This window comes from Bradyrhizobium sp. i1.15.2 (assembly GCF_040548425.1).
Taxonomy (GTDB): Bacteria; Pseudomonadota; Alphaproteobacteria; order Rhizobiales; family Xanthobacteraceae; genus Bradyrhizobium; species Bradyrhizobium canariense.
In genome coordinates this window covers 1-20,380 of sequence record NZ_JBEPRQ010000003.1, presented here as the reverse complement: position 1 = coordinate 20,380, position 20,380 = coordinate 1, and the positions used below count along the sequence as shown (strand labels likewise).

17 protein-coding genes and 6 pseudogenes are annotated in these 20,380 nt (G+C 59.7%); 10 read left to right on the top strand and 13 right to left on the bottom strand.

From position 1 onward, the window contains the following. Positions 1–343: 343 nt before the first annotated feature. Positions 344–1,173 (bottom strand): annotated as a pseudogene (locus ABIB80_RS07625) (IS630 family transposase); the annotation flags it as partial. A 15-nt stretch (positions 1,174–1,188) separates the two neighbouring features. Between ABIB80_RS07625 and ABIB80_RS07620 the strand changes: the two are divergent. The 6 genes and pseudogenes from ABIB80_RS07620 to ABIB80_RS07595 all read left to right on the top strand — a co-directional run. Next, positions 1,189–1,365 (top strand): annotated as a pseudogene (locus tag ABIB80_RS07620) (transposase); the annotation flags it as partial. A gap of 292 nt (positions 1,366–1,657) precedes the next feature. Next, a complete protein-coding gene (locus ABIB80_RS07615) occupies positions 1,658–2,200 on the top strand; it encodes a GNAT family N-acetyltransferase (protein ID WP_354127175.1) in 543 nt (180 codons plus the stop codon). Between the two features lie 380 nt (positions 2,201–2,580). Continuing rightward, positions 2,581–3,917 (top strand): annotated as a pseudogene (locus ABIB80_RS07610) (IS1380 family transposase). A gap of 840 nt (positions 3,918–4,757) precedes the next feature. Further along, positions 4,758–5,387 (top strand): transposase, encoded by a 630-nt coding sequence (locus ABIB80_RS07605; RefSeq protein ID WP_354127174.1) that lies wholly within the window; start codon positions 4,758–4,760, stop codon positions 5,385–5,387. A gap of 211 nt (positions 5,388–5,598) precedes the next feature. Further along, positions 5,599–6,904 (top strand): annotated as a pseudogene (locus tag ABIB80_RS07600) (IS701 family transposase). Positions 6,905–7,053: 149 nt separating this feature from the next. Beyond that, entirely contained in the window at positions 7,054–7,263 is a 210-nt protein-coding gene (locus ABIB80_RS07595; protein ID WP_354127173.1) for a hypothetical protein, read from the top strand. 354 nt (positions 7,264–7,617) lie between these two features. On the opposite strand, the gene ABIB80_RS07590 is transcribed toward ABIB80_RS07595, so the two are convergent. From ABIB80_RS07590 to ABIB80_RS07565, 6 genes and pseudogenes are all read right to left on the bottom strand, one after another. Beyond that, positions 7,618–7,935, bottom strand: coding sequence for an SLOG cluster 4 domain-containing protein (locus ABIB80_RS07590; RefSeq protein ID WP_354127172.1), 318 nt, complete (start codon positions 7,933–7,935; stop codon positions 7,618–7,620). 900 nt (positions 7,936–8,835) lie between these two features. Beyond that, a pseudogene (locus tag ABIB80_RS07585) lies at positions 8,836–9,697 on the bottom strand (IS630 family transposase); the annotation flags it as partial. A gap of 207 nt (positions 9,698–9,904) precedes the next feature. Then, positions 9,905–10,551 (bottom strand): annotated as a pseudogene (locus ABIB80_RS07580) (DUF932 domain-containing protein); the annotation flags it as partial. A gap of 173 nt (positions 10,552–10,724) precedes the next feature. After that, positions 10,725–11,201: a hypothetical protein gene (locus ABIB80_RS07575; protein ID WP_354127171.1), complete on the bottom strand. Its 477-nt coding sequence runs from the start codon at positions 11,199–11,201 to the stop codon at positions 10,725–10,727. A gap of 11 nt (positions 11,202–11,212) precedes the next feature. Next, positions 11,213–11,464 (bottom strand): hypothetical protein, encoded by a 252-nt coding sequence (locus ABIB80_RS07570; RefSeq protein WP_354127170.1) that lies wholly within the window; start codon positions 11,462–11,464, stop codon positions 11,213–11,215. Next, entirely contained in the window at positions 11,445–13,478 is a 2,034-nt protein-coding gene (locus tag ABIB80_RS07565; RefSeq protein ID WP_354127169.1) for a DEAD/DEAH box helicase family protein, read from the bottom strand. The genes ABIB80_RS07570 and ABIB80_RS07565 overlap by 20 nt, the downstream gene beginning before the upstream one ends. 122 nt (positions 13,479–13,600) lie before the next feature. Here ABIB80_RS07565 and ABIB80_RS07560 point away from each other — a divergent pair, with 122 nt between their 5' ends. The 3 genes from ABIB80_RS07560 to ABIB80_RS07550 are packed head-to-tail and all read left to right on the top strand — an operon-like array spanning position 13,601 to position 15,683. Continuing rightward, positions 13,601–13,807 carry a hypothetical protein gene (locus ABIB80_RS07560; protein WP_354127168.1) on the top strand — a complete coding sequence of 69 codons (207 nt, stop codon included), beginning with the start codon at positions 13,601–13,603 and terminating at the stop codon, positions 13,805–13,807. Further along, positions 13,804–14,979 (top strand): nucleoside triphosphate pyrophosphohydrolase family protein, encoded by a 1,176-nt coding sequence (locus tag ABIB80_RS07555; RefSeq protein WP_354127167.1) that lies wholly within the window; start codon positions 13,804–13,806, stop codon positions 14,977–14,979. The genes ABIB80_RS07560 and ABIB80_RS07555 overlap by 4 nt, the downstream gene beginning before the upstream one ends. Next, the gene (locus ABIB80_RS07550; protein ID WP_354127166.1) at positions 14,976–15,683 is read left to right on the top strand and encodes a uracil-DNA glycosylase; all 708 of its coding nucleotides are present in this window, start codon (positions 14,976–14,978) and stop codon (positions 15,681–15,683) included. The genes ABIB80_RS07555 and ABIB80_RS07550 overlap by 4 nt, the downstream gene beginning before the upstream one ends. Here the strand turns inward: ABIB80_RS07550 and ABIB80_RS07545 are convergent. The 6 genes from ABIB80_RS07545 to ABIB80_RS07520 form a co-directional block, all read right to left on the bottom strand. Then, on the bottom strand, positions 15,656–16,438 hold the full coding sequence (locus ABIB80_RS07545) for a hypothetical protein (RefSeq protein ID WP_354127165.1): 783 nt from the start codon (positions 16,436–16,438) through the stop codon (positions 15,656–15,658). The two genes, ABIB80_RS07550 and ABIB80_RS07545, sit on opposite strands and share 28 nt — an antisense overlap. Beyond that, positions 16,410–17,096 carry a C1 family peptidase gene (locus tag ABIB80_RS07540; RefSeq protein ID WP_354127164.1) on the bottom strand — a complete coding sequence of 229 codons (687 nt, stop codon included), beginning with the start codon at positions 17,094–17,096 and terminating at the stop codon, positions 16,410–16,412. The genes ABIB80_RS07545 and ABIB80_RS07540 overlap by 29 nt, the downstream gene beginning before the upstream one ends. Then, positions 17,093–18,106, bottom strand: a complete 1,014-nt coding sequence (locus ABIB80_RS07535; protein WP_354127163.1) for an ImmA/IrrE family metallo-endopeptidase — start codon at positions 18,104–18,106, stop codon at positions 17,093–17,095. Before ABIB80_RS07535 ends, ABIB80_RS07540 begins: the two co-directional genes overlap by 4 nt. Before the next feature lie 3 nt (positions 18,107–18,109). Further along, a complete protein-coding gene (locus tag ABIB80_RS07530; RefSeq protein WP_354127162.1) occupies positions 18,110–18,481 on the bottom strand; it encodes a helix-turn-helix domain-containing protein in 372 nt (123 codons plus the stop codon). Then, a complete protein-coding gene (locus tag ABIB80_RS07525) occupies positions 18,478–18,822 on the bottom strand; it encodes a hypothetical protein (RefSeq protein ID WP_354127161.1) in 345 nt (114 codons plus the stop codon). Before ABIB80_RS07525 ends, ABIB80_RS07530 begins: the two co-directional genes overlap by 4 nt. 83 nt (positions 18,823–18,905) lie before the next feature. Then, positions 18,906–19,958 carry an AbiJ-related protein gene (locus ABIB80_RS07520; RefSeq protein ID WP_354127284.1) on the bottom strand — a complete coding sequence of 351 codons (1,053 nt, stop codon included), beginning with the start codon at positions 19,956–19,958 and terminating at the stop codon, positions 18,906–18,908. Between the two features lie 82 nt (positions 19,959–20,040). Between ABIB80_RS07520 and ABIB80_RS07515 the strand changes: the two genes are divergently transcribed. Continuing rightward, on the top strand, positions 20,041–20,304 hold the full coding sequence (locus ABIB80_RS07515) for a hypothetical protein (RefSeq protein WP_354127160.1): 264 nt from the start codon (positions 20,041–20,043) through the stop codon (positions 20,302–20,304). The last annotated feature ends 76 nt before the right edge of the window (positions 20,305–20,380 follow it).

The following is a 20,380-nucleotide window of genomic DNA, read 5'->3' as shown; positions in this document are numbered from 1 at the left end:
ATTAGGCAGGCTCGATGCTGCCCGTAAAGGTTGTAACTTGCTGCGCGTAGGCAGGGAAGTCAATCCGGCCGTGGCGCATTCGACGAAAGATTTGCGGACGCGATGGTAGGCGCTGAACCTTGGGAATTTAAGGCCGCGTGCGCGGCCTGGCCCCTTGCTCAGTCTAAAATCATGCGCCGTGTGATGCCGGCGTCCGATGTGGTAGACGCAATACCTGCGGCAACCAAACCCTGTCGGCCGGCAACCGCTCGGCGGCCTCCGCCATCGCAGGCTTCTTCACGTCCGCCGACTGCGCGGCGGCTTCCGTGGACACCCCTTCATGTACCGCCTTGACGATAACCGCCTAGTGTCCTGAACCAGAAGTTCGCGACATTGGGTCGTGTTTTGCGGGGGCATTGTATCGGCAGAAGCGTTCGATGGAAGCAAGGATGTCATCGGCGGACTTAGTCCATCGGAACGGTTTTGGATTGGCGTTGTGTCGTTCGATGAACGAAGTGATGTCAGCCCTGAGAGCGGCGACGCTTCGATAGTTGCCGCGCCTGATCTTCTTGTCGGTGAGGAGCGCGAAGAAACGCTCGACCTGGTTGAGCCATGACGAACTGGTCGGGGTCAGGTGCACGTGCCAACGCGGCCGTTTAGCCAGCCATCTCCGGATCATTGGGGTCTTGTGCGTAGCGTAATTGTCCATGACGAGATGAACGTCGAGTTCACGCGGCACGGCAGCTTCGATCTCGTCGAGGAACTTGCGGAACTCAGCAGCACGGTGGCGTCCATAGCACTTGGCGATGACCCGTCCACTCGCAATGTCGAGGGCGGCGAACAGCGATGTGGTGCCGTGCCTGTGTAGTCATGGCTTCTTCGGGCCGGCTGGCCGGGACGCATCGGCAGCATCGGCTGACTGCGGTCCAGCGCCTGGATTTGGGACTTCTCATCCACACATAGAACGATGGCGTGCTCCGGCGGTGAGACGTAGAGGCCCACAACGTCGCGCACCTTGGCCACGAAGTTTGGATCGGTCGAGAGCTTGAACGTCTCCATCCGGTGCGGCTGGAGCCCGAAGGCCCGCCAGATGCGTTGCACCGTCGACACCGACAGGTCGCTGGCCTTCGCCATGTCGCGGGAACTCCAATGGGTGGCGTTCTCGGGGCAACTCTCCAACGTCCTCACGATCACGGCTTCGATGCGGGCATCGTCAAAGTCCGGGAATTGGCCACAGCCGAGTTCGCGACGCTGCGTCTTCGTCTCCTGAAAATCGCTGCCCGTGTCGTCGAGACCACGAGCCGCATTCGCCTTGCGTTCGCCGCGGCATGTCCCGAAGCCGACCTGATCCGCTGTTTGCCAGGCGCGCTGCTGCCGCTCGGTCCTTGGCCGGCGGGGCGTGCGCCCCCGTTCGCCCTACCCATCCCTCAAGCAAGCGCGTTGCAAAGTACGGGTCGTCAGGCGGTGAAAGCCGAAGGCAGTCCTATGCGCCTCGTCAGAGGAGATGTGCGGCCGCATCAATCCGACCAAAAACCGCACTCTTACGAATAGACGGGCTAGAACGCTGAATACTGCTTTGGACGATCAAAGCGAGCGTGTCAGGCTGCGCCTGCGCATTCGCAAGAAACGTCGGCTTTGTCAGCTTTCTGTCAGCTCGTCCAAATAGTAACTCGTTGTGATGAGAACCAATTACAACAACATGCCCTCCTACGGGCAAAGTGTGGACCAGCAGCGCGATGCGCTGGCCGGCACTTCTGGCGCAGATAGCATTGCTTTTACGGCCGCTTTAGCTGCTGAAGGACCAGCGTCTTTCGCTGTTGACAAGAGGAGCGGTGAGTCAGTCAGGCTACACAGAGAAAGTAGCAATATTGGCAACGCCCAAAGTGTTTCTTTGTTTTCTGATGCCAGTCAACGCAATAGGGTGGGGGCTATGACCGTGGCGCCGGGGCGCGACAGTTTGCGAATTTTCACCATAGAGAATCTCGGCCGGTCGAGGTACAAAGGGGTTGGGACGGCTATGATCGAAGTCGCGGATCATATTAGGGAGTCCGCGGGCCTTTCCAATCTATCCCTTCTCTCTCAAGATGAGGGAGCTTCACAATTTTTCTACAAGAAGGGCTTCCGGTTTACGGACGGGGACAAGAATGCGGAAATGCGGACTCTCATTTCCAATCCACGATACGTTTCAGATGAAATCCTTATGGGCGAGATGGAGCGCTAGCCCGTCCTATTCGTGAGAGTGCGGCTTTTTCGCCCGATTGATGCGGCCGCACATCTCATCTGACGAGGCGCACAGGATTGCCTTCGGCTTTTTGCCGCCTGACGACCGGTACTTTGTAACGCGCTTGAGGGATGGGTTGGGCGAATGGGGGCGCACGCCCCTCGGGTCAAGGACCAAGCGGCAGCAGCGCGCCTGGCAAGCAGCGGATCAGGTCGGCTTCGGGACATGCCGCGGTGAACGCAAGGCGAATGTGGCAAGCCCGTCTTATTCGCCAGAGGGCGCCTGAGAGGCTGGCGAGCGTGGTGTAAAGCGCTGATGCGGCGTAGGGTTCGGTTGCGAAGCCAACCCCATCACCTTCAGCCGCGAACACCACGCCCGCCATGACCGATGATACGATTCTGCCATTCTCGTTTCCAGCCGTTCACGCCAAGGAAGTCACAGCTGCCTTCGATGGTGGGCGCCTGACCTCGAATGGGGGCGTGATGCTTCTGGCGATGGCCGAGCGGCGTCTCGGTTTGGCCGACAATTTGGCCCGGGCGTTCCCGGATCGGCGCGATCCGACGCGGGTCGTGCACAGCCTTGTCGATATGTTCCGCGCTCGCATGTTCGCGATCTGCTGCGGCTACGAGGACGCCGACGACCTCGATCATCTGCGGTCCGATCCGGCGTTCAAGCTCGCCTGCGGTCGCCTGCCGGACACCGGCCGGGATTTGTGTTCCCAACCGACGCTGTCGCGGCTGGAGAATTCGCCGCGACTGCGCGACGTGATCCGCCCGACCTACACCTTGGTCGACGCATGGATGGATAGCTATCCGTGCGAGCCCGCATCCATCACCCTGGACATCGACGACACCTGCGATGTCGTCCACGGCCACCAGCAGCTCTCGCTGTTCAACGCGCATTATGACGAACGCTGCTTCCTGCCGATCCACGTCTACGACACGGAGACGAGCCGGCCCGTGGCGGTTGTCCTGCGGCCCGGCAAGGCGGCGTCGAGGTGCGTGCCCATCTTCGACGCCTGGTACGGCACATCCGCACGCGATGGCACAAGACGCGAATTACGTTCCGTGGCGACGGGCACTATGCTCGGCCGGAGGCGATGACGTGGTGTGAGAACAACGGCATCGACTACATCTTCGGTCTGTCCGGTACCAAGCCTCTCGCCAGAAAAGTCGACGAGGTCGCTGACGTCATCCGCACGCGACGCGCCATCGAGAACCTGCCTGTTCTGCGCGGCTATACCGAGACGCGCCACAAGGCAAAGTCCTGGGATCGCGAACGGCGCACCGTCGCCCGTATAGAGGCGACGATGCTCGGTCTCGACATCCGCTTCGTCGTCACCAGCCTCGATGTTGGCTCGGCCGAGTGGATCTACGACAGCCTGTATTGCGCGCGCGGCCAAGCTGAGAATCTGATCAAGCTGCATAAGACGCAGCTTGCTTCCGATCGCACCAGTTGCCGTTCGGCGCTCGCCAACCAGGTCCGTCTCGTGCTCCATACGGCCGCTTATTGGCTGATGCTGACCGTGCGCGACGCCATTCCCAAAGTCCGGGAATTGGCCACAGCCGAGTTCGCGACGCTGCGTCTTCGTCTCCTGAAAATCGCTGCCCGTGTCGTCGAGACCACGAGCCGCATTCGCCTTGCGTTCGCCGCGGCATGTCCCGAAGCCGACCTGATCCGCTGCTTGCCAGGCGCGCTGCTGCCGCTCGGTCCTTGACCGGCGGGGCGTGCGCCCCCGTTCGCCCAACCCATCCCTCAAGCGCGTTGCAAAAGCACGGGTCGTCAGGCGTGAAAAGCCGAAGGCAGTCCTGTGCGCCTCGTCAGAGGAGATGTGCGGCCGCATCAATCCGACCAAAAACCGCACTCTCACGCACAGGACGGGTTAGATGAAGGAACTCGACCGGTTCTCTACAAATTCCTGTAAGGAGTTCGACAAAAATGCACGGCACCGCCTAGCCGCAAGCTACGAAAAATTGCTATCGATTGAAATTTAAGCCTTCACTGCATTTGGCATAACTTATGCTCCGCCTCTCGCGACGTTCACTGAAACAGGGTTTTTTCATGCGCACATAAAATCCAAAATAACGCACGATCGATACGATGAAAGACTAACAAGGCACCTCGTGCCTCAAGAATGGAGAAAGACCCATGATCCGCACCCTTGCGGCAGTAGCTTGGCTTCTTACCGCGTCGGTCTCTGCGTTCGCATCCGAAGCAAGAGAATCCAACGATTTACCTTCGCATAGCTGGAAATATCAACGCTCACCCGAGGTTCCTACCGAAAGGCACCCGCCACCACTGGTGCCACGTGGCAACGTTGGTCGAGGAGCTTGCGCCGGACTTGTCCGAAACTGTTTGATATGACGTGCATCTAACAACTACTCGCGGTCCGTCATGCGACGGACCGCGAGTCGAAGACCTGGTGTGGCAGCAATCGCGACCGGCAGTGCCCCTGCCGTCTATGCCGCGCTTCCCGCCGCGCTCAAATGCCAGGAAATATCACAGATCGCTTGGCTATCGCAGCACTAACGAAGCCTCGCGGAGCCAACTCGTTGACGTGATTGAGCGCACCGTAAATTCGACCGAACTGCCTGTGCTCGGTGACGACGATGACGGCGCCAACTTCCACGGCCAGAAGCGCAAGAATGACACCCATGCGAGTACCAGCGACGCTGACAGCAGGCTTTATCGCAAGGCGGCCGGGCGGGAGGCCAAGCTTTGCTATATGGGCCACGCCACCATGGAGAACCGGAATGGGCTGGCGGTGGCCGGCATGGTCACGCACGCCAACGGCACCGCCGAGCGTCGCGCCTCGGAGATCATGCTTAAAGCCAAGAGCAAAGCTGCCGGTGGCCGCATCACGGTCGGTGAGGACAAGGCCTACGATACCGCCGATCATGTCGCCAATCTTCGCGCCATCAACGTGACACCAGATGTGACGCAGAACCAGGCCGTCACCAAAACCGGAAAGACCCGCAACAGCGCCATCGACGAACGAACCACGCGGCATCCGGGGTACGGCATGTCGCAATCGCGACGGGCGATCGTCGAGTGCATCTTTGGTTGGGGCAAGCAGCACGGGACCATGCGCAAGACCAAACATCGCGGCATCGGCCGCGTCGCCGACTTCATGCTCAATCTGATCGCCTATAACCTGATCCGCATCCCCAAACTCCTTGCCGCTTAGCCACCCCGCGTCAGGGGACACCCAAAACCAGACCAGCAAATTATATCCAACTCCACCGCGCCGCCCCTACAATGACCGGCCAGAATAAGAAACCTCTCCACTTCATGGTTTTTCAGCAAACTGCTAGTCTTACTGAGTCAGAGTGTCGCGGCCTTTGTCGACAGGAATCATATATTTGAGAAGACTCACTTTTCAGCACGAGGAAGCTGAGATGGGTCTGACAAGATCGGGAGACGTAGCGTCGCGATTTTCGGCCTATATTGAGGGTCTTGCAAGCGTCATCGGACATGCGGGACGGGCCAAACCGCTTCGCGACTACTGCACTGGGCTGATGATGCCGTGCGATCGGAAGAGTGTTGAGCCGATGGCGGCGATGACGGCTCCTGAGCGGACTGCAGCGCAGCATCAAGCGTTGTTGCATTGTGTCGGTCAAGGCGACTGGTCGGATCAGCAGGTTTTGGCCAAGGTCCGTGAGTCAGTGCTGCCCAGCATCGAACGCCACGGAGAGATCGAGGCTTGGATCATCGATGATACGGACTTTCCCAAGAAGGGGCGGCATTCGGTCGGGGTTGCACGGCAATATTGCGGTCAGCTGGGCAAGCAAGACAATTGTCAGGTTGCCGTGACGCTTTCGCTTGCGGACCATCATGCGAGTTTGCCGGTGGCCTATCGGCTCTATCTACCAAGGGAGTGGGTGACGGATCGTACACGCCGGCGCAAAGCCGGAGTCCCCAGGGAGATCATCTTCAAGACGAAGCCGGCAATTGCACTTGATCATTTGCGCTGGGCCTGTGCGATGGGCTTGCCGCGCGGCGTGGTACTGATGGACGCCGGCTATGGCACCGACACCGCTCTGCCTGGGAGTATTGCCGAGCTGGGCCTGAGCTATGTGGCCGGCATCTTGCCACAAACCTCAGTATGGGCGCTAGGAACCGGACCGCGTCTGCCAAAGAAGTGGTCGGGGAACGGACGACCTCCAAAACTGCTACAGCGTGATAGCAAGCACCGTCCGATTTCGGCCAAGAAGCTTGCGATCGGTCTGCCAGCGCATGCTTGGCATAAGATCACGTGGCGTGAGGGTACGGCAGAACGGTTGTCTTCACGTTTTGCCCGTGTGCGCGTCCGTCCGGCACATCGAGATTACTGGCTTGCCGAAAGCCGGCCGGAAGAGTGGCTTCTGATCGAGTGGCCAGAGGGCGAGGAAGCTCCGACCAAATATTGGCTTTCAACGCTTCCCTCCAACATTGGATTTCGTCAGTTCGTCGATATGGTCAAGCTGCGCTGGCGCATCGAGCGCGACTACCACGACCTCAAACAGGAGATCGGGCCTTGGTCACTTCGAGGGGCGGGGTTGGCGCGGCTTTCACCATCACGCAACACTGTGCATCGCCGCTTATGGATTCCTGATCTCAGAGCGAGAAACGTTTTCCCCCTCAGAAGCAGGTCCCACCAAAATCTTCAAGAACGCTGCTATTCCCGAAAATTATCGGCCGAGAGGATCCGCCATTGCGGCCTGAACGGCACGTTGCAAATTCGATTGCGACCGTCCGAAGAAGATTTAGCGCGGCTCTCGTCTCCACACTATCTCGATGCCCTTGCTGCATCAGGGCAATCTCAAGTCAAAGCAACTATCGAAAATTTGTGACGCAGTAAGACTAGTGGAGACATGTTTTCAGTCGAAAAGCTGTCTTACGCAAACTTCGGCCTGGAGCCGAATGCATGGGCGACGCAAGACGGACTGCAAGCTCATTTTGGTCAGCAGCTTGCGACGCGTAAAAGTCCTACCTTCGTGCACGACGATGATTTCACGCTTACGAAGTTTTCGCGAAAATTCGACTATATGATGGCTCATTCGATCTTCACTCATGCAGCGTGACGGCAGATCAGGCGCGGCATGTCGGAAGCATCCAAAGTAATGACGCCGCGGTCGATCTTCTTGGCGACCTTCTTGGAGAGCGAGAATGATCACGTTGGGGAGCGTGTCGGTCTTCCGCTCACCTCTTTCGAGCGCACGCGTCACTCTTTTGAACTGCGGGAGTGGACATCAAAGGGAATCCCACGATCGCGCTCCGCGAGGAGTTGCTCCCAGGTCGCCGGTTCAGGTAGACCTTCTCTGCCGGTAAGGATCAGGTTGGCTCGATAGTTGCGGGCGAGGTGTGTTGGCCAGTTCCGACCGCTCGCCCAACTGGCCGCCTGGCGTCAAGGGAACTATCGCACATACTGCCAATTGTTATGCTGCGGCCGTGACGAACCTGCCGGAAATCCTCGCCATCGGCTTGGACCTGGAAGAGGACACTCCGAGCGTATCAACCACCTTGATTTCAGAGAGGCGGTTGTGCACGCGGTCGATCTCCGCAATCGGACGTGGCACCACCCCAATCACCTCACCACCGGCTGCGAGTGCCGCGTCAGCTGCGGCCCCCATCAGACCGTTGGCCGTGCCACCATAAACGAGAACGATCCCGCTTTGAGCAACGAACTGCCCTAACGCCGCGGCTGCATCTCGGTATTCGATCCTGCCCCCCCAGTTCGCTCCACTAAAACGCAAATTCGATTCATTGACATCTACCCACCTCTTGCTCCGCTTCAGAGCTCAACTCGAACGCCCTCACGGCCATCTCACTGCGCTTCGCGGGACGTCCGGTAGCTTGTTTTATGACCTCAGAGTACGTCTTCTTCGACCCCGATCATCACGAGGGCGCGAGCAACCAATCTGCCGTTCCTTCCATCTCGCGGCCGAAGGGAAGACTGATATGCTCGCGTCCTCATAAGTTGCAACATAGCTGTAGAGCAATCTAAAGATCAATTGATTTTAGAACTTGGTCCGCCGTCACATGTCATGAAGTGGAAGGGCATAAGAAGACCTTCACGCCCCGCCTTGAGGCCCAATTTTTCCGCGAACAAGGCACGGCATGAATTAGTCCCGGGAGCGGGCCAATTCATGGAACCAACCAATAAAAGGTTGGTCTTGCGGATAGGGTTATTACCTAAAATTGCATTTTATTAGGCATGAACGTAACACTTGAGTCCTACTCGGTTTTAAAATACGTATTGCGTCCGCCATCGATCGAGAAATCGGGGGGCAACGCACGAGCTGCTCGGCAAGCCTCTCCACGGTCGAGAGCCTCGCGACAGATCCAAAGGGGAAAACGACCAATGCCCGAAACGCCGTGGGTTCATCCGCGATGAATCGCGCTTTGCAGAAGTTTGTCGATCGGCCGATATGGGGCTTAGGTCCTCAACATTCGCCAAGCCATTCTCGCCCGGCGCATCGAGTTCATCGAACTCGGCGCGAATCAATCCTGGCCAACAACGATGGTGCGCATCCCACCTCATTGAAGCATTTATGGTCGACGCCGGGCTGAATTGAGGAGACGCTGAAGCAGCGCAAGGAATGGTGTAATCCATTCAGAGAAGCTTGATCACCAGCAGCTAAAGCGTGATGGCATTAAGTTCGATAGCCTGAATTTTTGAGGTAGTTGGCGCATTCTTCGGGGGTGAAGGCATCGAGTGCGCGGCCGATTGCAGCGCAGACTGCGTCGACGGTTCGCGCGGCAGCTTTGCGGAGCAGATGCTTGAGCTTGGCAAAGACCTGTTCGATTGGGTTCAGGTCGGGCGAGTATTTGGGCAGGAAGAAGAGTTTGGCGCCGACCGAGCGGATGAGTTGGCGAACGGCTTTGCTCCTGTGGCTGCCAAGGTTATCCAGGACGACGATATCGCCAGGACGAAGGGTCGGCAGGAGAACCTTCTCGACATAGGTGCGAAAGCTCACGCCATCGATCGGGCCCTCGATGAACCATGGCGCATCAATCCGGTCATGGCGCAGGGCCGCCAGGAAGGTCATGGTCTTCCAGCGGCCGTGGGGAATCGTGGCAGGAAGCCTGTGCCCGCGCGGAGCCCATCCCCGCAAAGGCGCCATATCGGTTCTGGTCCAGGTCTCGTCGATGAAGACCAGCCGCTCAGCTTCGACGCGACGTTGATACTTTGTCCATTGGAGGCGCCGCCGCGCCACGTCGGGTCGATCGCGTTCGCCCAGCCGCCACGCTTTTTTTTGAAGCTGAGCTTCTCGGCATGCACGAAATCCCACACAGAGTGGTAGTCGACCTTCAGGCCGCGTCCGGCAAGCTCGGCAACGAGCCCCGTATGGTGAAATCGCCGTCCTTGATCCGTTGCGACAGCCAAACCGCGTGGTCTCCTGAAACCGCCTTCGGCTTATGACCGCCCATCTGGCCAGGCTCAACGCTGCCGGTCTCCTCGACCCGCTGCATCCAACCGATTGCGGTGCTGATCGCGATCCCAAACTGCTTGGCTGTCCTCCGGCGAAATCAGGCCCTGCGGCTGCGGCAATCCCACCTGCCCAACCTTCATGCTCACGGGCGCAGCAGCTCGCGAGATGGACCGAGCGCGCGATCGAGTGCTTGCCGCTTTTCGACGGCCGTATCCCTCCTTTAACGTCGTCCCGGAATGACGTCGCCTCGGCTTCACGGACGTGAGATCGCAGCACTTGTCGGCTATGCCAATCGGCCGGCCTCGATCGGGTTGAGGTCGTCGACCAGGAACAGGAAGACGTCGCGGTCGGAAGCGTAGAGGGTCGTCGTATCCTGGCTGATGTCGACGCGCGGATTATAGACCCCGGTCGACCAGTCGAGCACGCCCGGGACCTTCCAGCGTGTATCCCCCGTGCCGTTGCCGGCGATGCGCTGAACGGCCGCGACGAGTTCGTCGTCGAAGATACGCCCGTATTCGGGGCCCGTAACGGCGCGAAGCTCGACGCGACCGTCTTCGATCTCGAGCGTCTTCACCTGCTCGACGGAATGCGAGGTCAAGCCGTATTGCAGATTGATGCCGGCCAGCGGTGCCGGAAGCTGACGGAGGTAAGCCGCCGGCGCTCCGACGAGGCCGGCGAGTTGGCCGAAACTCCAGTGGGTCGGTGCGATCGGCTGGCCTCAACCCGGATCGCAGCGCTCTCGACCGTTCGGGTCCGGCTTCGCTCGGTCCGTCCACGCACCGCGGCATAGAGGTCCGACAGGGATAGGTAGCGCTCGTCCGCTGGCCGCGAGAACCATTCCGACGATACTCGGCCGACGCGCGTCCCGCGGGTCACGTCCACCTTGTAGCCGCCGACGTGGTTGTGGCCAGCGCTCAGAACTTCGACTTGGGTCATGGGTCATCTCCACGACAGGCGCCGGAGGCCTCTCCTCCGTTCTTCAACCCGTCACGGCGAAGCCCGTCCGCCCTCTCACTCTGATAGGCGCGTTGCGGGGTTCTGCCCGCAGAAGGGGTCGGCCGAGACCTCAGGCTCGGACGCAGGGGAAGGCTTTCCCCCTCAGGTGCTCGCTACTGCGGTCCCTGAAATCCGCGCTTTCCAATGGCTGTGAGAACTCTTTGATTGATGTCCCGGCGCTTACCTAGCTGTGCTGAGGTCAGGCTCCGAAGGCGCATCGTGTTCTGGCAGAAATTGGATTCCCACTCATTGAGCACGCGGCGTTCGTGAAAAAAAGCGATCGCGTCGGCGTTCAGGCTCTTGTCTGGGTCTTTCCGTATCCGCTTGATGGCGGTGAAAATCAGGTCGGATCGTAACCCGAGAAACCGCTTCACGCAGATATTGCCGACCTCGGTCGCGTGGCCGGTGGCCCGGTTGTGGATCGAGCAGATTTCAATAATCGGGAAATGCCCACACGGACAGGTCACCGGCTCATCGGCCTCATGAATGCCGACCAGGCTCCACTCCTTGACGGCCACCTCCCATGCGGCTGCGTTGCTGAGCGGAAGAATGTGCTTTTTGAGTTGCTGGAAATTGTAGCCGTCGCCCATCGTTATCCCTTTTACAGCCGGCGCAGTTCCTCCAAATCGTCCGAAGTCTGCTTCAGAATTGCCTGGTAGCAGGCGTCGCACACTCGACGCTTGTTGGCGAAGGCGCCTCCAAGCTCCGGAATGGCAATGCAGGAGATTCCAGCGACAATCTCGTCGTCGCAGCGATAGCATTCCGAGCGGCGTTGAACTTCCACGCGCACGGGCCGCCCATTGGTCCCGCCAATCAGCGATGGCACTCGCCCCTTAGGGGTTTTCTTTGTCATGGTTCGCCTTTGCCTTTCGAACCCGCTTGGCCAACGCCTGAAGAAGGTCTTCGAGATTGTCCAGGACCGACCGAAATTCCTCGATCGAGGCGGCCTGACGGTCCTTGCCCAGGCGCTTGTTGATTTCGTGATTCACCATGGTCAGTGCGGCGATGAAGTTCGATCGCCCACTCAGTTTTAGCGACCTGTACTTGTAAATCAGCTCGGTTCCGGCAGGCGTCAGCTCGACATGATTGAGAACCACAGTCGCAAGACGCTTGGCCTCTTCGTTTAACCGCTTGCGTGCCTCTTCCCATTCGCGCTGCGGCTGAACCGCAAAGGGCGCTGTCGGCGATAGCTTACGGACCGAGGCCTTCTGGGCCATCCGTACCATCTCCTCGACTTTGCTATCGTCGAGGCCGAGAAGCTTGAACCGCTCGCGCAGGTCGTCAACGATTTGCTGGTCTTCGTGGCTGGTGAAGTCTTCTTCCCACAGGGCGTCGACAATTTCATCGTGGACGACGACCAGATCGCCGGCACGCAAGCGCGTCATGCCGTCGAGTACAGCCTGCGGCGGTTCCGGTTCCTCGCCGCCAATGACCTTGTCCCAGAACGCCTTATCGTCGTTCTCAAAATCCTTGAATTCCTGAAATCGGGCGTCGAGGTTCATGCCAAGGTGCGTCACGATGTGCCCGAGATTATCGGGATGACCCGAGCTATTCTGGACCACCACACGCATGATCCGGCCCACAAACTGAAGGTATGGACCAAGCGACCTGAACGGTCGGAAGATCGCCGCAACGCTGAGTTTGGGATGGTCGAAACCTTCGCCGAGCATCTGAACCTGGATGATGCAATCGAGGGTGCCGTTGCGAAGGGCGGCGAGGATACCTGCCTGTTCATCTTCCCGTTGTTTGCTGTGAATGACCTCGGCTGTGAAACCGCGCTCACGATAGAGCGAGCTAATTTGCCGAGCATGGTTGATGGAGCAGGCCACGGCGATGAGCTGATGCTGCGTGCCGGTTTGGCGTAGCTGCTCAAGGCGCTCGAGGCTGGTGTCGACGATATGCTGATTGCACACCGAGGCCAGCGCGACCCCACGGCTGAACCAGTCTTCATCTTTGAGCTTTATGACCTCGTCGAGCGTATAGGCGCGGCCGCGCTCGTCAGCGAAGCCAAGCTCAATTGTCGACGGGGCGACATAGGTCGACTTCAGGCGCTTGATGTAACCTTTGAGGGTCGCGTTCCGGAACGGGTAGCGATACACCAGCTCGCCGTCGAGTTCCTGCCGATCGCTGCGGAACGGCGTTGCGGTGAGCAGGATCACCTTCGCTTGGGGGAACCGCTCGATCACACGCTGCCAACTGGCCGCAGCGCTGTGATGCGCCTCATCGACGATAATCATGTCGAAGAAATTGTCGGGGAACTGGTTCAGCCACTTGTCGAGATCCGTGGCAAGCTGCTGCACGTTCGTGATGACTACATGCGACCGGGTGGCGACGGTGATATTGCCGGTATCAAGCGTAGTCGCCAGGGGTCCGGAGATCATCTGATCGGCGGTGAGTACAGCCGCTTTTCGCCAGAAGCACTTCTGGCGATTGGTGACATCCATCGCCTCGTAGAGACCCTGCTTGATAGTCAGGTTGGGCGCGATGATAAGGACGCGGCCTTCCGCAAGGCCGAGTGGCAGCAACGATGCGAGACCCGTTTTACCACAGCCAACCGGAATCTGCAGAATAGCTTTGTTCTTCCCGGCCCGAAAAAATTCGTAGGTGCGTAGGTACCCCTCACGCTGCGGATCGCGGAGCTCGTCATTGCCCTCGATCTTGAATTCGATGTCAGTGAAGAACGATTGCACGGGACGATGCCCGCGCATCCATGCGTCCAGGCCTGCTTTCTCAAAGGTCCACTTCTTCCCGACTTTACGGGCAGGAATGGTGCCCTCCCGAGCCATCCCATAGAGCACGGTTTTGCCGACACCGATGTAGGTGGCGGTTTCCTCCAGCGAGAGCCAATTTTCTTCGAGAGGAGCCATAATCCACCATCATTTGATGTCATATGATAGCAAATGACATAAATTGGCACAAGAGCAACTTTGTCCCGCGGCCATCAGACTTCGCCATAGCGGTTTCATGAAACTCATGATATCGTGATTTCATGAAGGCGGCCGGCGCGCAATCACCCGATGACAACGATGAATACCTCCAGATCCAGGTGCCGTCGGTCACGAAGCATCACCTCGGCATTCGGGCTGCGGAGACGCGCGAGCCGATCCGGGTCGTCGTCCTTCGTGCGCTGAAGGCGTATGGCGTGACCGTCCCCGACGAAGCAATCTCCGACCGTCGAAAGAAGCGGCCAGCATGACGGACGAGTTCACCCCGCTTACTATTCAGGACTATGTCTCGCAGGCGTTGACCACCGATCAGCGAAGCGACAGCGGCTCGCTCACGTTTCCGATGCTCGGCCTGTTTGGCGAGACCGGCAGCCTGCTCAGCGAGGTCAAAAAGAAGCAGCGAGATCGAGCCTCGTATCTCGGCTATGCAGGTGCGGTCGTCGAGGAATTGGGAGACGTGCTTTGGTATCTCACGGCGGTTGCCACGCGCGGCGGGCTGTCTCTCGGCGATATCGCTGCAAATCTAAATCGGGGATATGCGGACTGGCAGCGTACGCCTGATGGCCCACTTTCATTCGCTTCCCTCCAACCCCCGATAATGACTCGCCGGGCGGAGCCGACGACGGCGTTCGAGAAGACACTGCTCCAGCTCGCGGGCGAAGTCGGCTTGCTGATGACCGACCACGAAGCTGGGCGCCTGACGAATAACCAAGCGGCTTTGGCGGGGCGCCTTGTCGCGATCATGCGAACCTTAATTCAGGCCGCGAACGAGGCGGGCGTGACGCTCGAGGCGGCGGCGGTCAAGAATTTGGGCAAGATCTTCGATCGGTGGCCTCGCGAACGCATCTACCCAGCACCGCTTGACGAGTCCGCGGAAGCTGAAGAAAAATTGCCCCGCGACCTCTACGTTGACGTGTTCGAACGCAAAGTTCGCGGCCAGACTTACGTTTTTCAGCGCTGCAACGGCCTGAACATTGGCGATCGTCTGACCGACAACGCCATGACGGCCGATGACTACCGCTTTCACGACGTTTTTCACTACGCCTACGTGGCGGTCTTGACTTGGTCACCTGTCATCCGCTCTCTCTTCCGGCTCAAGCGCAAGAGTGATCCCAAGATCGACGAGGCACAGGATGGAGCACGCGCCACGCTGATCGAAGAAGGCGTGGCGACATGGATATTTGGGCAAGCCGTGGCTCTAAATTTCTTCGCCGACGTCAAGGTTGGTGAGCTGCCGTTCGACATGCTCAAGCATGTCCGCCAGTTCGTCGGCGGGTATGAAGCCGAGCAAATTCCGATGTGGCTTTGGGAAGATGCGATTTTGCAAGGCTATGCCGCTTTCCGCTTCCTGCGCGAGCATCGGCGCGGGCGTCTCCACATCGATACGAATAACCGTCGCCTCAGAATCGAGACACTACTTTGAAAACGCCGAAGTCCTTTGCCAAAGCCCTCGCCGAAACGCACCTACCTTCGGTGTTCAACCCCTATGCCGATTGTTGCCCGACTCATGATCGAGCAGATGCCGCGTACGTTCGGCGGCGGAATCTTGTCCGCTGCCTGGATGCGGCCATGACTGCGCACGTAGACACGATCTGGATCGCCCGCGATCTGGGCTATCGCGGCGGCCGCAGAACAGGCGTGCCGCTGACGGACGAGGTACATTTGGGTCAGGCGGCGGCGTTGATGGGCGGCATAGTGCTGGATCGTGCAACAAGAGGTCCGGTGGTCGCGGAGCGGACCGCCGCCATCGTCTGGAGCGTGCTAACTCGAATCGGCGAGCCCGCCGTGTTGTGGAATATATTTCCTCTCCATCCGCATGAGGCCGATGACCCCTTCTCGAATCGCTGCCACACCAGGGCCGAGCGCGAAGCTACATGGCCATTGCTCACGGCTCTCATTGCGATGATCAAGCCGCGCCGGATCGTGGCAATCGGCCGCGATGCCGGCATGGCGCTAAACGGCCTCGATATAACAGTCGAGATCGTCCGCCATCCAAGTTATGGCGGCCAGACCGAGTTCATCACGGGCGTCAATCGAATCTACGGTCTGGCAGCCGGCAATGGCGACCGACAGACGCTCGAGATTCCCTTCTCCGGCCCTCAAGCCGCGAGAGGGGCTGCTGCCTGATCGAACTTCGCGATCATCGCGGTAATGTCGGACCGGCTGGCGGGCTTTCCGTTGCGCCGAGGTTGGTCGATTTCGGCATGAGTGGAAATGACCGTGAGCGCGCCGATCTTGAGGCCGGCCTCGTGAGCGACAAAGTCCATCAGGCGGCCGAGACCAATCAGGTTGCCGAGCAGCTTTTCGATGTAGAAGTGATTGCGATACATCGCAGTCAAGGTCAGCGTCTTTTCCGTGCCAGGCATGACCTTAAAGCTTATGAAACTGAGGCACTGTCCGCCATAAGGCGAATTATCGACGTCCCTGACCGGATCGAATAGCGACAGTTCGAACTTGTTTAGGGCCCGCACGTCCTCGTTTTTCAGGCGTCCGATGATATCCCAGAGCTGATTGGGCGCGTCACCCTCGGTCACCGGATATTGGATCATGCGCTCGAAATAGTAACCGGACCAGCGTTCGCTTCGCCGAACCTTCTTCAGAACATTGTCGCGGAAAATATCGAAGAAGGCAGGTGCGCCATAGCGGCGATAAAGGCCGGCGGGAAAAATGGTGTTCGCCACCGTCTCCACCGACTTCTCGCAGTCAGACAAGAACTCGTCGACGACCGCAACACGGGGGTTCGCCAGCGTCGCATGAGCGACCGGATCCGCGATATCGATGATGACATTGTAGGCCGAGTGGCCCGGTCGATCGTCGACGGCGCGCACGGCTTCGCGCCAGGCGCTCACGCAGTCAGGCTGCGATGGGATCGGCAGGTACATCGACCTCCTCCAACAAGGTTGCGGCCGCATAGATACGTGGGCCAAGGAACCGCTCCGTGAGCCAGCCGTAGCCTGCATCGCCCCAGCTCGGCCCCCAACTATTGCGCACCAAGACGGCACGCTGGCCGTCGACCTTCCCGTGGCCGACGGCAACGACGGCATGACGTCGGTCGGGCTCCGGTTGCTCGCCCGGCGCCGGATCGACGACACTCTGAGGGTTTGGTTGATAGAAGGCACGCGACAGCATCGTCAGGACGATCACAGGACGCCCCTGATCCAATTCCTGGATGACGCGGTCGATCGAGTGGGTGGCGGTTGCACCGTTACGGCCGTACAGCTTGCCAATCTCGCGCGGCGGCGCCCATGACGCTGCATCTGCGGGCGTTGCCGATAGATAGGGCCAGCCGCTCTCTTCGGGTTGCCCGTCCTTACCGAGCGCCTCCAGCATCGAGGACAAGAGTGCGCCGGTGTTCGGCATTCGGCCGGCACGCCGCTGTGCTTGAAAGAAGGCATACTCGCAGGACAACGGCGCCCATCCCTCACGTAGAGCAGCATGTGCATCGCTCGCCGCGAAGGCAAGGCAGGTAGGGCGCGCCCCTTGATTGCGGGCAGCGCCGAAAAAAGCCCGCAGATCGGCCGAAATCGTAACGTCGCTCATGCCGCCTCAAGCAGCCTCCGCCGTTCGGCGCGCGAAAGCCCCTCTTGCTCAGGACCGGTGAGGTCGACGTCCACGGCAAGGGTCGCAAGCGGCGGATCGGGATCCCATGGTCGACGTTCGTCGATTGCGAGCCGACCGCGATAGGTGTCCGGTGGGGTTGCCGTCACGCGCCTGATGACTGGACCGCCGACGCCGTCGGCGTCAATCGCCTGAAGGTCATCGCGAACGACGGCGAACCCGCTCACCTTGAGCTGATCGATGTCCCAGAGATAGCCTCCGCCGCTGTGTTCTTCGAGCCGGAGAGCAAACAGATCGTTGCGGCTGCCGTCGATGCGCGCTCCTGCGTCGCGCCCGGTGAGCAGCCAGACATCGCCGCGGTAGTCTTGCGGTTGGTAGGCCTCAAGCAGGGCGACTTTCATCTCACGCGGTTGGGTCTGAAGAAGCTCCCGGGCCTGCGCCGCCTGGATGAGCCTGTGGCGGGCAAGCGTCCAGCAAGTCGCCTCATAACTCGCGCCGATCCGCAACGAGAGCTGGTAGACCGCACTCGGTCGCCGAAAATCGGGAACGGTCCAGCCCTGGCGAGCCGCATGCCAAGCGACGAGCCAGCGCGGCATCATGAACTCGACCGCGAACGCGTCGGCCTCAACCTCCTGAAAGTCACCGGTCGGCTGCGCCTGCAGCGGCATCCGTCGCAGAATGCTTTCGTCATCGAGACTGGGCTGATGCTGCAGGCGGAAGTGACCGAGCTCATGGGCCGCAGTGAACCGTTGAATGCTCATCGGACGCTGCGTCGTAACGAGGACACCGGGCCCAGGATCGTTCAGATAAGCACCGAGGAGCCCTTGCAGGGGCCGCACGAGCAGGGGCAAATCCAAGGCATGGATGGCCGCGAAGACATCGACGTTGCCGCCGGCTTCCTCGATCTGCTGACGCAGGCCAAGCTGCTGATGCAGCCGGGCCGCGGCCATCGTGCCGGCACGTACCGCGCTCGGATAATCCGCGGCCACCATCGACTAGCCTCCCGCGGCGCGCGACCGAGCGCGCAGGTATTCGGCGAAACGTCCGAGCTCGGTACGGTCCTGCTCCGACAGGTCGGCCGCCTTGCGCGCCAGGTGGGCCACATCGATTGGCAGGCTCGCTGCAGCGTCTTCCCCCGTGAAATAGCCCACCGGCTGTCGGTACAGCTTAGCAAGCCGGGCGAGTTCGATCGCCTCGACGCGGCGCTGACCGTTCTCGATATCCGTGAGCGCCGTTCGTGGAATCTTCAAATAGGTTGCGACTTCTTCCTGCTTGAGGCCGAGATATTTGCGAGCTTCACGTAGCCGATCGCCCAGGAGCCGGCGCGCTTCGTCATCGTCATCCTGATGAACTGCGAGTTCGGTCATGATTTCGCTCCTTTCTTCTTCGTCCACTCTTTCTCCAAACGGGGCAGTAGCTGGCCGAGTGCGCTGTCGACCGAAGTATATCCACCTGCGCGGACGACGCTCTCAGACAGTTCGAACCCGACGATCGGTTCAACTGCGCATAGGATTACAACGACCACCAACGAGTCAACGTGAACGGATGCTTTGGCGATGTCTGCCGGTGCCGCTGGCAAGGTCATGCCTCTAATCGATGCCTCGATCTTCACGGCCTCGATCAATTCGTCCCGCAGTTTTGCCTCGACGGCGGCCAAGGGGAACGGCGCAATCTTGACGGGCGGCGGGGCGAGCGTAGCGGTTACCATCGCTGTGTCTTTCTAGGACCTGCAGCTAGTATAATGTCTGATTTTCCGACATGCAACGAGTATTTGACCCCTTCGAGGCGTGGTCAGCGCCCTACGCGATGCAATCGAAAGAGCTTCTCCAAGAAATCGGTGATCCTCGATTCGGCGCCGTCGCCGACCAGCTCGTTCGCTCCGAAACGGTAAACCTCATATCCGGCCAGGCGCAACTCGCGGTCGGCCGAGACCATGTCAGCATAGACCTTCAACGACGGATGCTCATTCTCCGAGAAGTGATGCTTTCCGTCCACCTCAAGCACGATGCGTTGGCGCCCGGGGAGGAGCAGCAAAAAATCCATGCGCTGGCGCGGAAGAGGGAGGCGATGGCGCAGGGTTTTCACGACAGCGGGGTCATAGTGAAGATAGACCTGCGGAAGGAGCGCGGGCAGCGCCTCGCCGAGGACGGATCGATAGGCCTTGAAATACGTGGCGAAGAGCTTGCGCTCCGCGTCTGAAGCCAGAGATTCTTGAAGGCGCGCACCGAGATTTGCTGCATTGGCCCCAGGGGTGACGCCGCTCCACCAAGCGACGAGCTCAGACCAGAGCAGGCCGTTTGAACTGATCGGCCGGTCGTAGACCAAGCAGCTCTCCTCGCCGGAAAGAATGACGATGTCGTTGTTGATGGCGTCAGCAAAGCCGATCTCCGGCTTGGGTCCGCGCGAGGCGAAGATCAAGTTCTTGGGCCGACCACCGACTCCGCGCACGAGGGGGCGCAAGCCGGAGATCGGGTGACCCGAAAGTTCGCTTTCCTGCGCCAGCTCATATCCATCGCGCGCAAGGACTTTGTTGAGGGCAGCGACCGTCTGCAACTGCTCCTCTCCCGACCGAGAGAGGGGGTGAACAGCTTCTTCGAGCAACGCCCCGAACCGGGCTCTGGAGCAGCCCAGTGCGCCGATTTCGCCGAATAGATATTCCACCGACCAATCGCCGGGATTGCGATCCATGTGCCGATCGATCTGATCGCGCAGGCTGCGACCGCTGCTTCCGAGGAAATCTTCAATGGGCGTGGAGAGAGGGAAATAGCGTTCGACCATCTCCACTGTGCCACGCTCGCCGGCGAGGTCATCTCCGAAGACCCGGGCGACGTCGCGCCGAGTGATGTGGGTTATACGATGATCTCGAAAGATCTGCTGGGCTGCGCCACGTCACGGAATAAGGGCACCTGCGATACTGCATCCGAACATGGCGGAGATCTACCGCCAGCGGATCGGCGCGCTCTATGAGAGCCTGCAGAACGAGGACGGTAAGGCCGAGGCTGCGGAAGTTTTCCGGACGCTGGTCGACCAGGTGACGCTCGTGCCCGACGCGGAAGAGCTGGCGATCGTGCTGCGGGGCGACTTAGCCGCGATCCTTCGGTTCGCCGCGAACAAGAAAAACCCCGACGTCCTTTCGGAAGCCGGGGTTTTGGGTGCCTTGCTTTCGCAAGATGAGCGACCCGAGACATAGGTGACAGTTCGTACCGGACACATGGGTTACACTTTCCGCTTTTGTTCTGCGGGAGGTGTAGATGCCGTGGAAAGCG

What these genes read in the sequence shown, in the direction of transcription:
- ABIB80_RS07615 (WP_354127175.1), top strand. Translation starts at nt 1,658, where the DNA reads ATGAGAACCAATTACAACAACATGCCCTCCTACGGGCAAAGTGTGGAC.
- ABIB80_RS07595 (WP_354127173.1), top strand. Translation starts at nt 7,054, where the DNA reads ATGTTTTCAGTCGAAAAGCTGTCTTACGCAAACTTCGGCCTGGAGCCG.
- ABIB80_RS07575 (WP_354127171.1), bottom strand. Translation starts at nt 11,201, where the DNA reads ATGGGCGACGGCTACAATTTCCAGCAACTCAAAAAGCACATTCTTCCG.
- ABIB80_RS07570 (WP_354127170.1), bottom strand. Translation starts at nt 11,464, where the DNA reads ATGACAAAGAAAACCCCTAAGGGGCGAGTGCCATCGCTGATTGGCGGG.
- ABIB80_RS07565 (WP_354127169.1), bottom strand. Translation starts at nt 13,478, where the DNA reads ATGGCTCCTCTCGAAGAAAATTGGCTCTCGCTGGAGGAAACCGCCACC.
- ABIB80_RS07560 (WP_354127168.1), top strand. Translation starts at nt 13,601, where the DNA reads ATGAAGGCGGCCGGCGCGCAATCACCCGATGACAACGATGAATACCTC.
- ABIB80_RS07555 (WP_354127167.1), top strand. Translation starts at nt 13,804, where the DNA reads ATGACGGACGAGTTCACCCCGCTTACTATTCAGGACTATGTCTCGCAG.
- ABIB80_RS07545 (WP_354127165.1), bottom strand. Translation starts at nt 16,438, where the DNA reads ATGTACCTGCCGATCCCATCGCAGCCTGACTGCGTGAGCGCCTGGCGC.
- ABIB80_RS07540 (WP_354127164.1), bottom strand. Translation starts at nt 17,096, where the DNA reads ATGAGCGACGTTACGATTTCGGCCGATCTGCGGGCTTTTTTCGGCGCT.
- ABIB80_RS07535 (WP_354127163.1), bottom strand. Translation starts at nt 18,106, where the DNA reads ATGGTGGCCGCGGATTATCCGAGCGCGGTACGTGCCGGCACGATGGCC.
- ABIB80_RS07530 (WP_354127162.1), bottom strand. Translation starts at nt 18,481, where the DNA reads ATGACCGAACTCGCAGTTCATCAGGATGACGATGACGAAGCGCGCCGG.
- ABIB80_RS07525 (WP_354127161.1), bottom strand. Translation starts at nt 18,822, where the DNA reads ATGGTAACCGCTACGCTCGCCCCGCCGCCCGTCAAGATTGCGCCGTTC.
- ABIB80_RS07515 (WP_354127160.1), top strand. Translation starts at nt 20,041, where the DNA reads ATGGCGGAGATCTACCGCCAGCGGATCGGCGCGCTCTATGAGAGCCTG.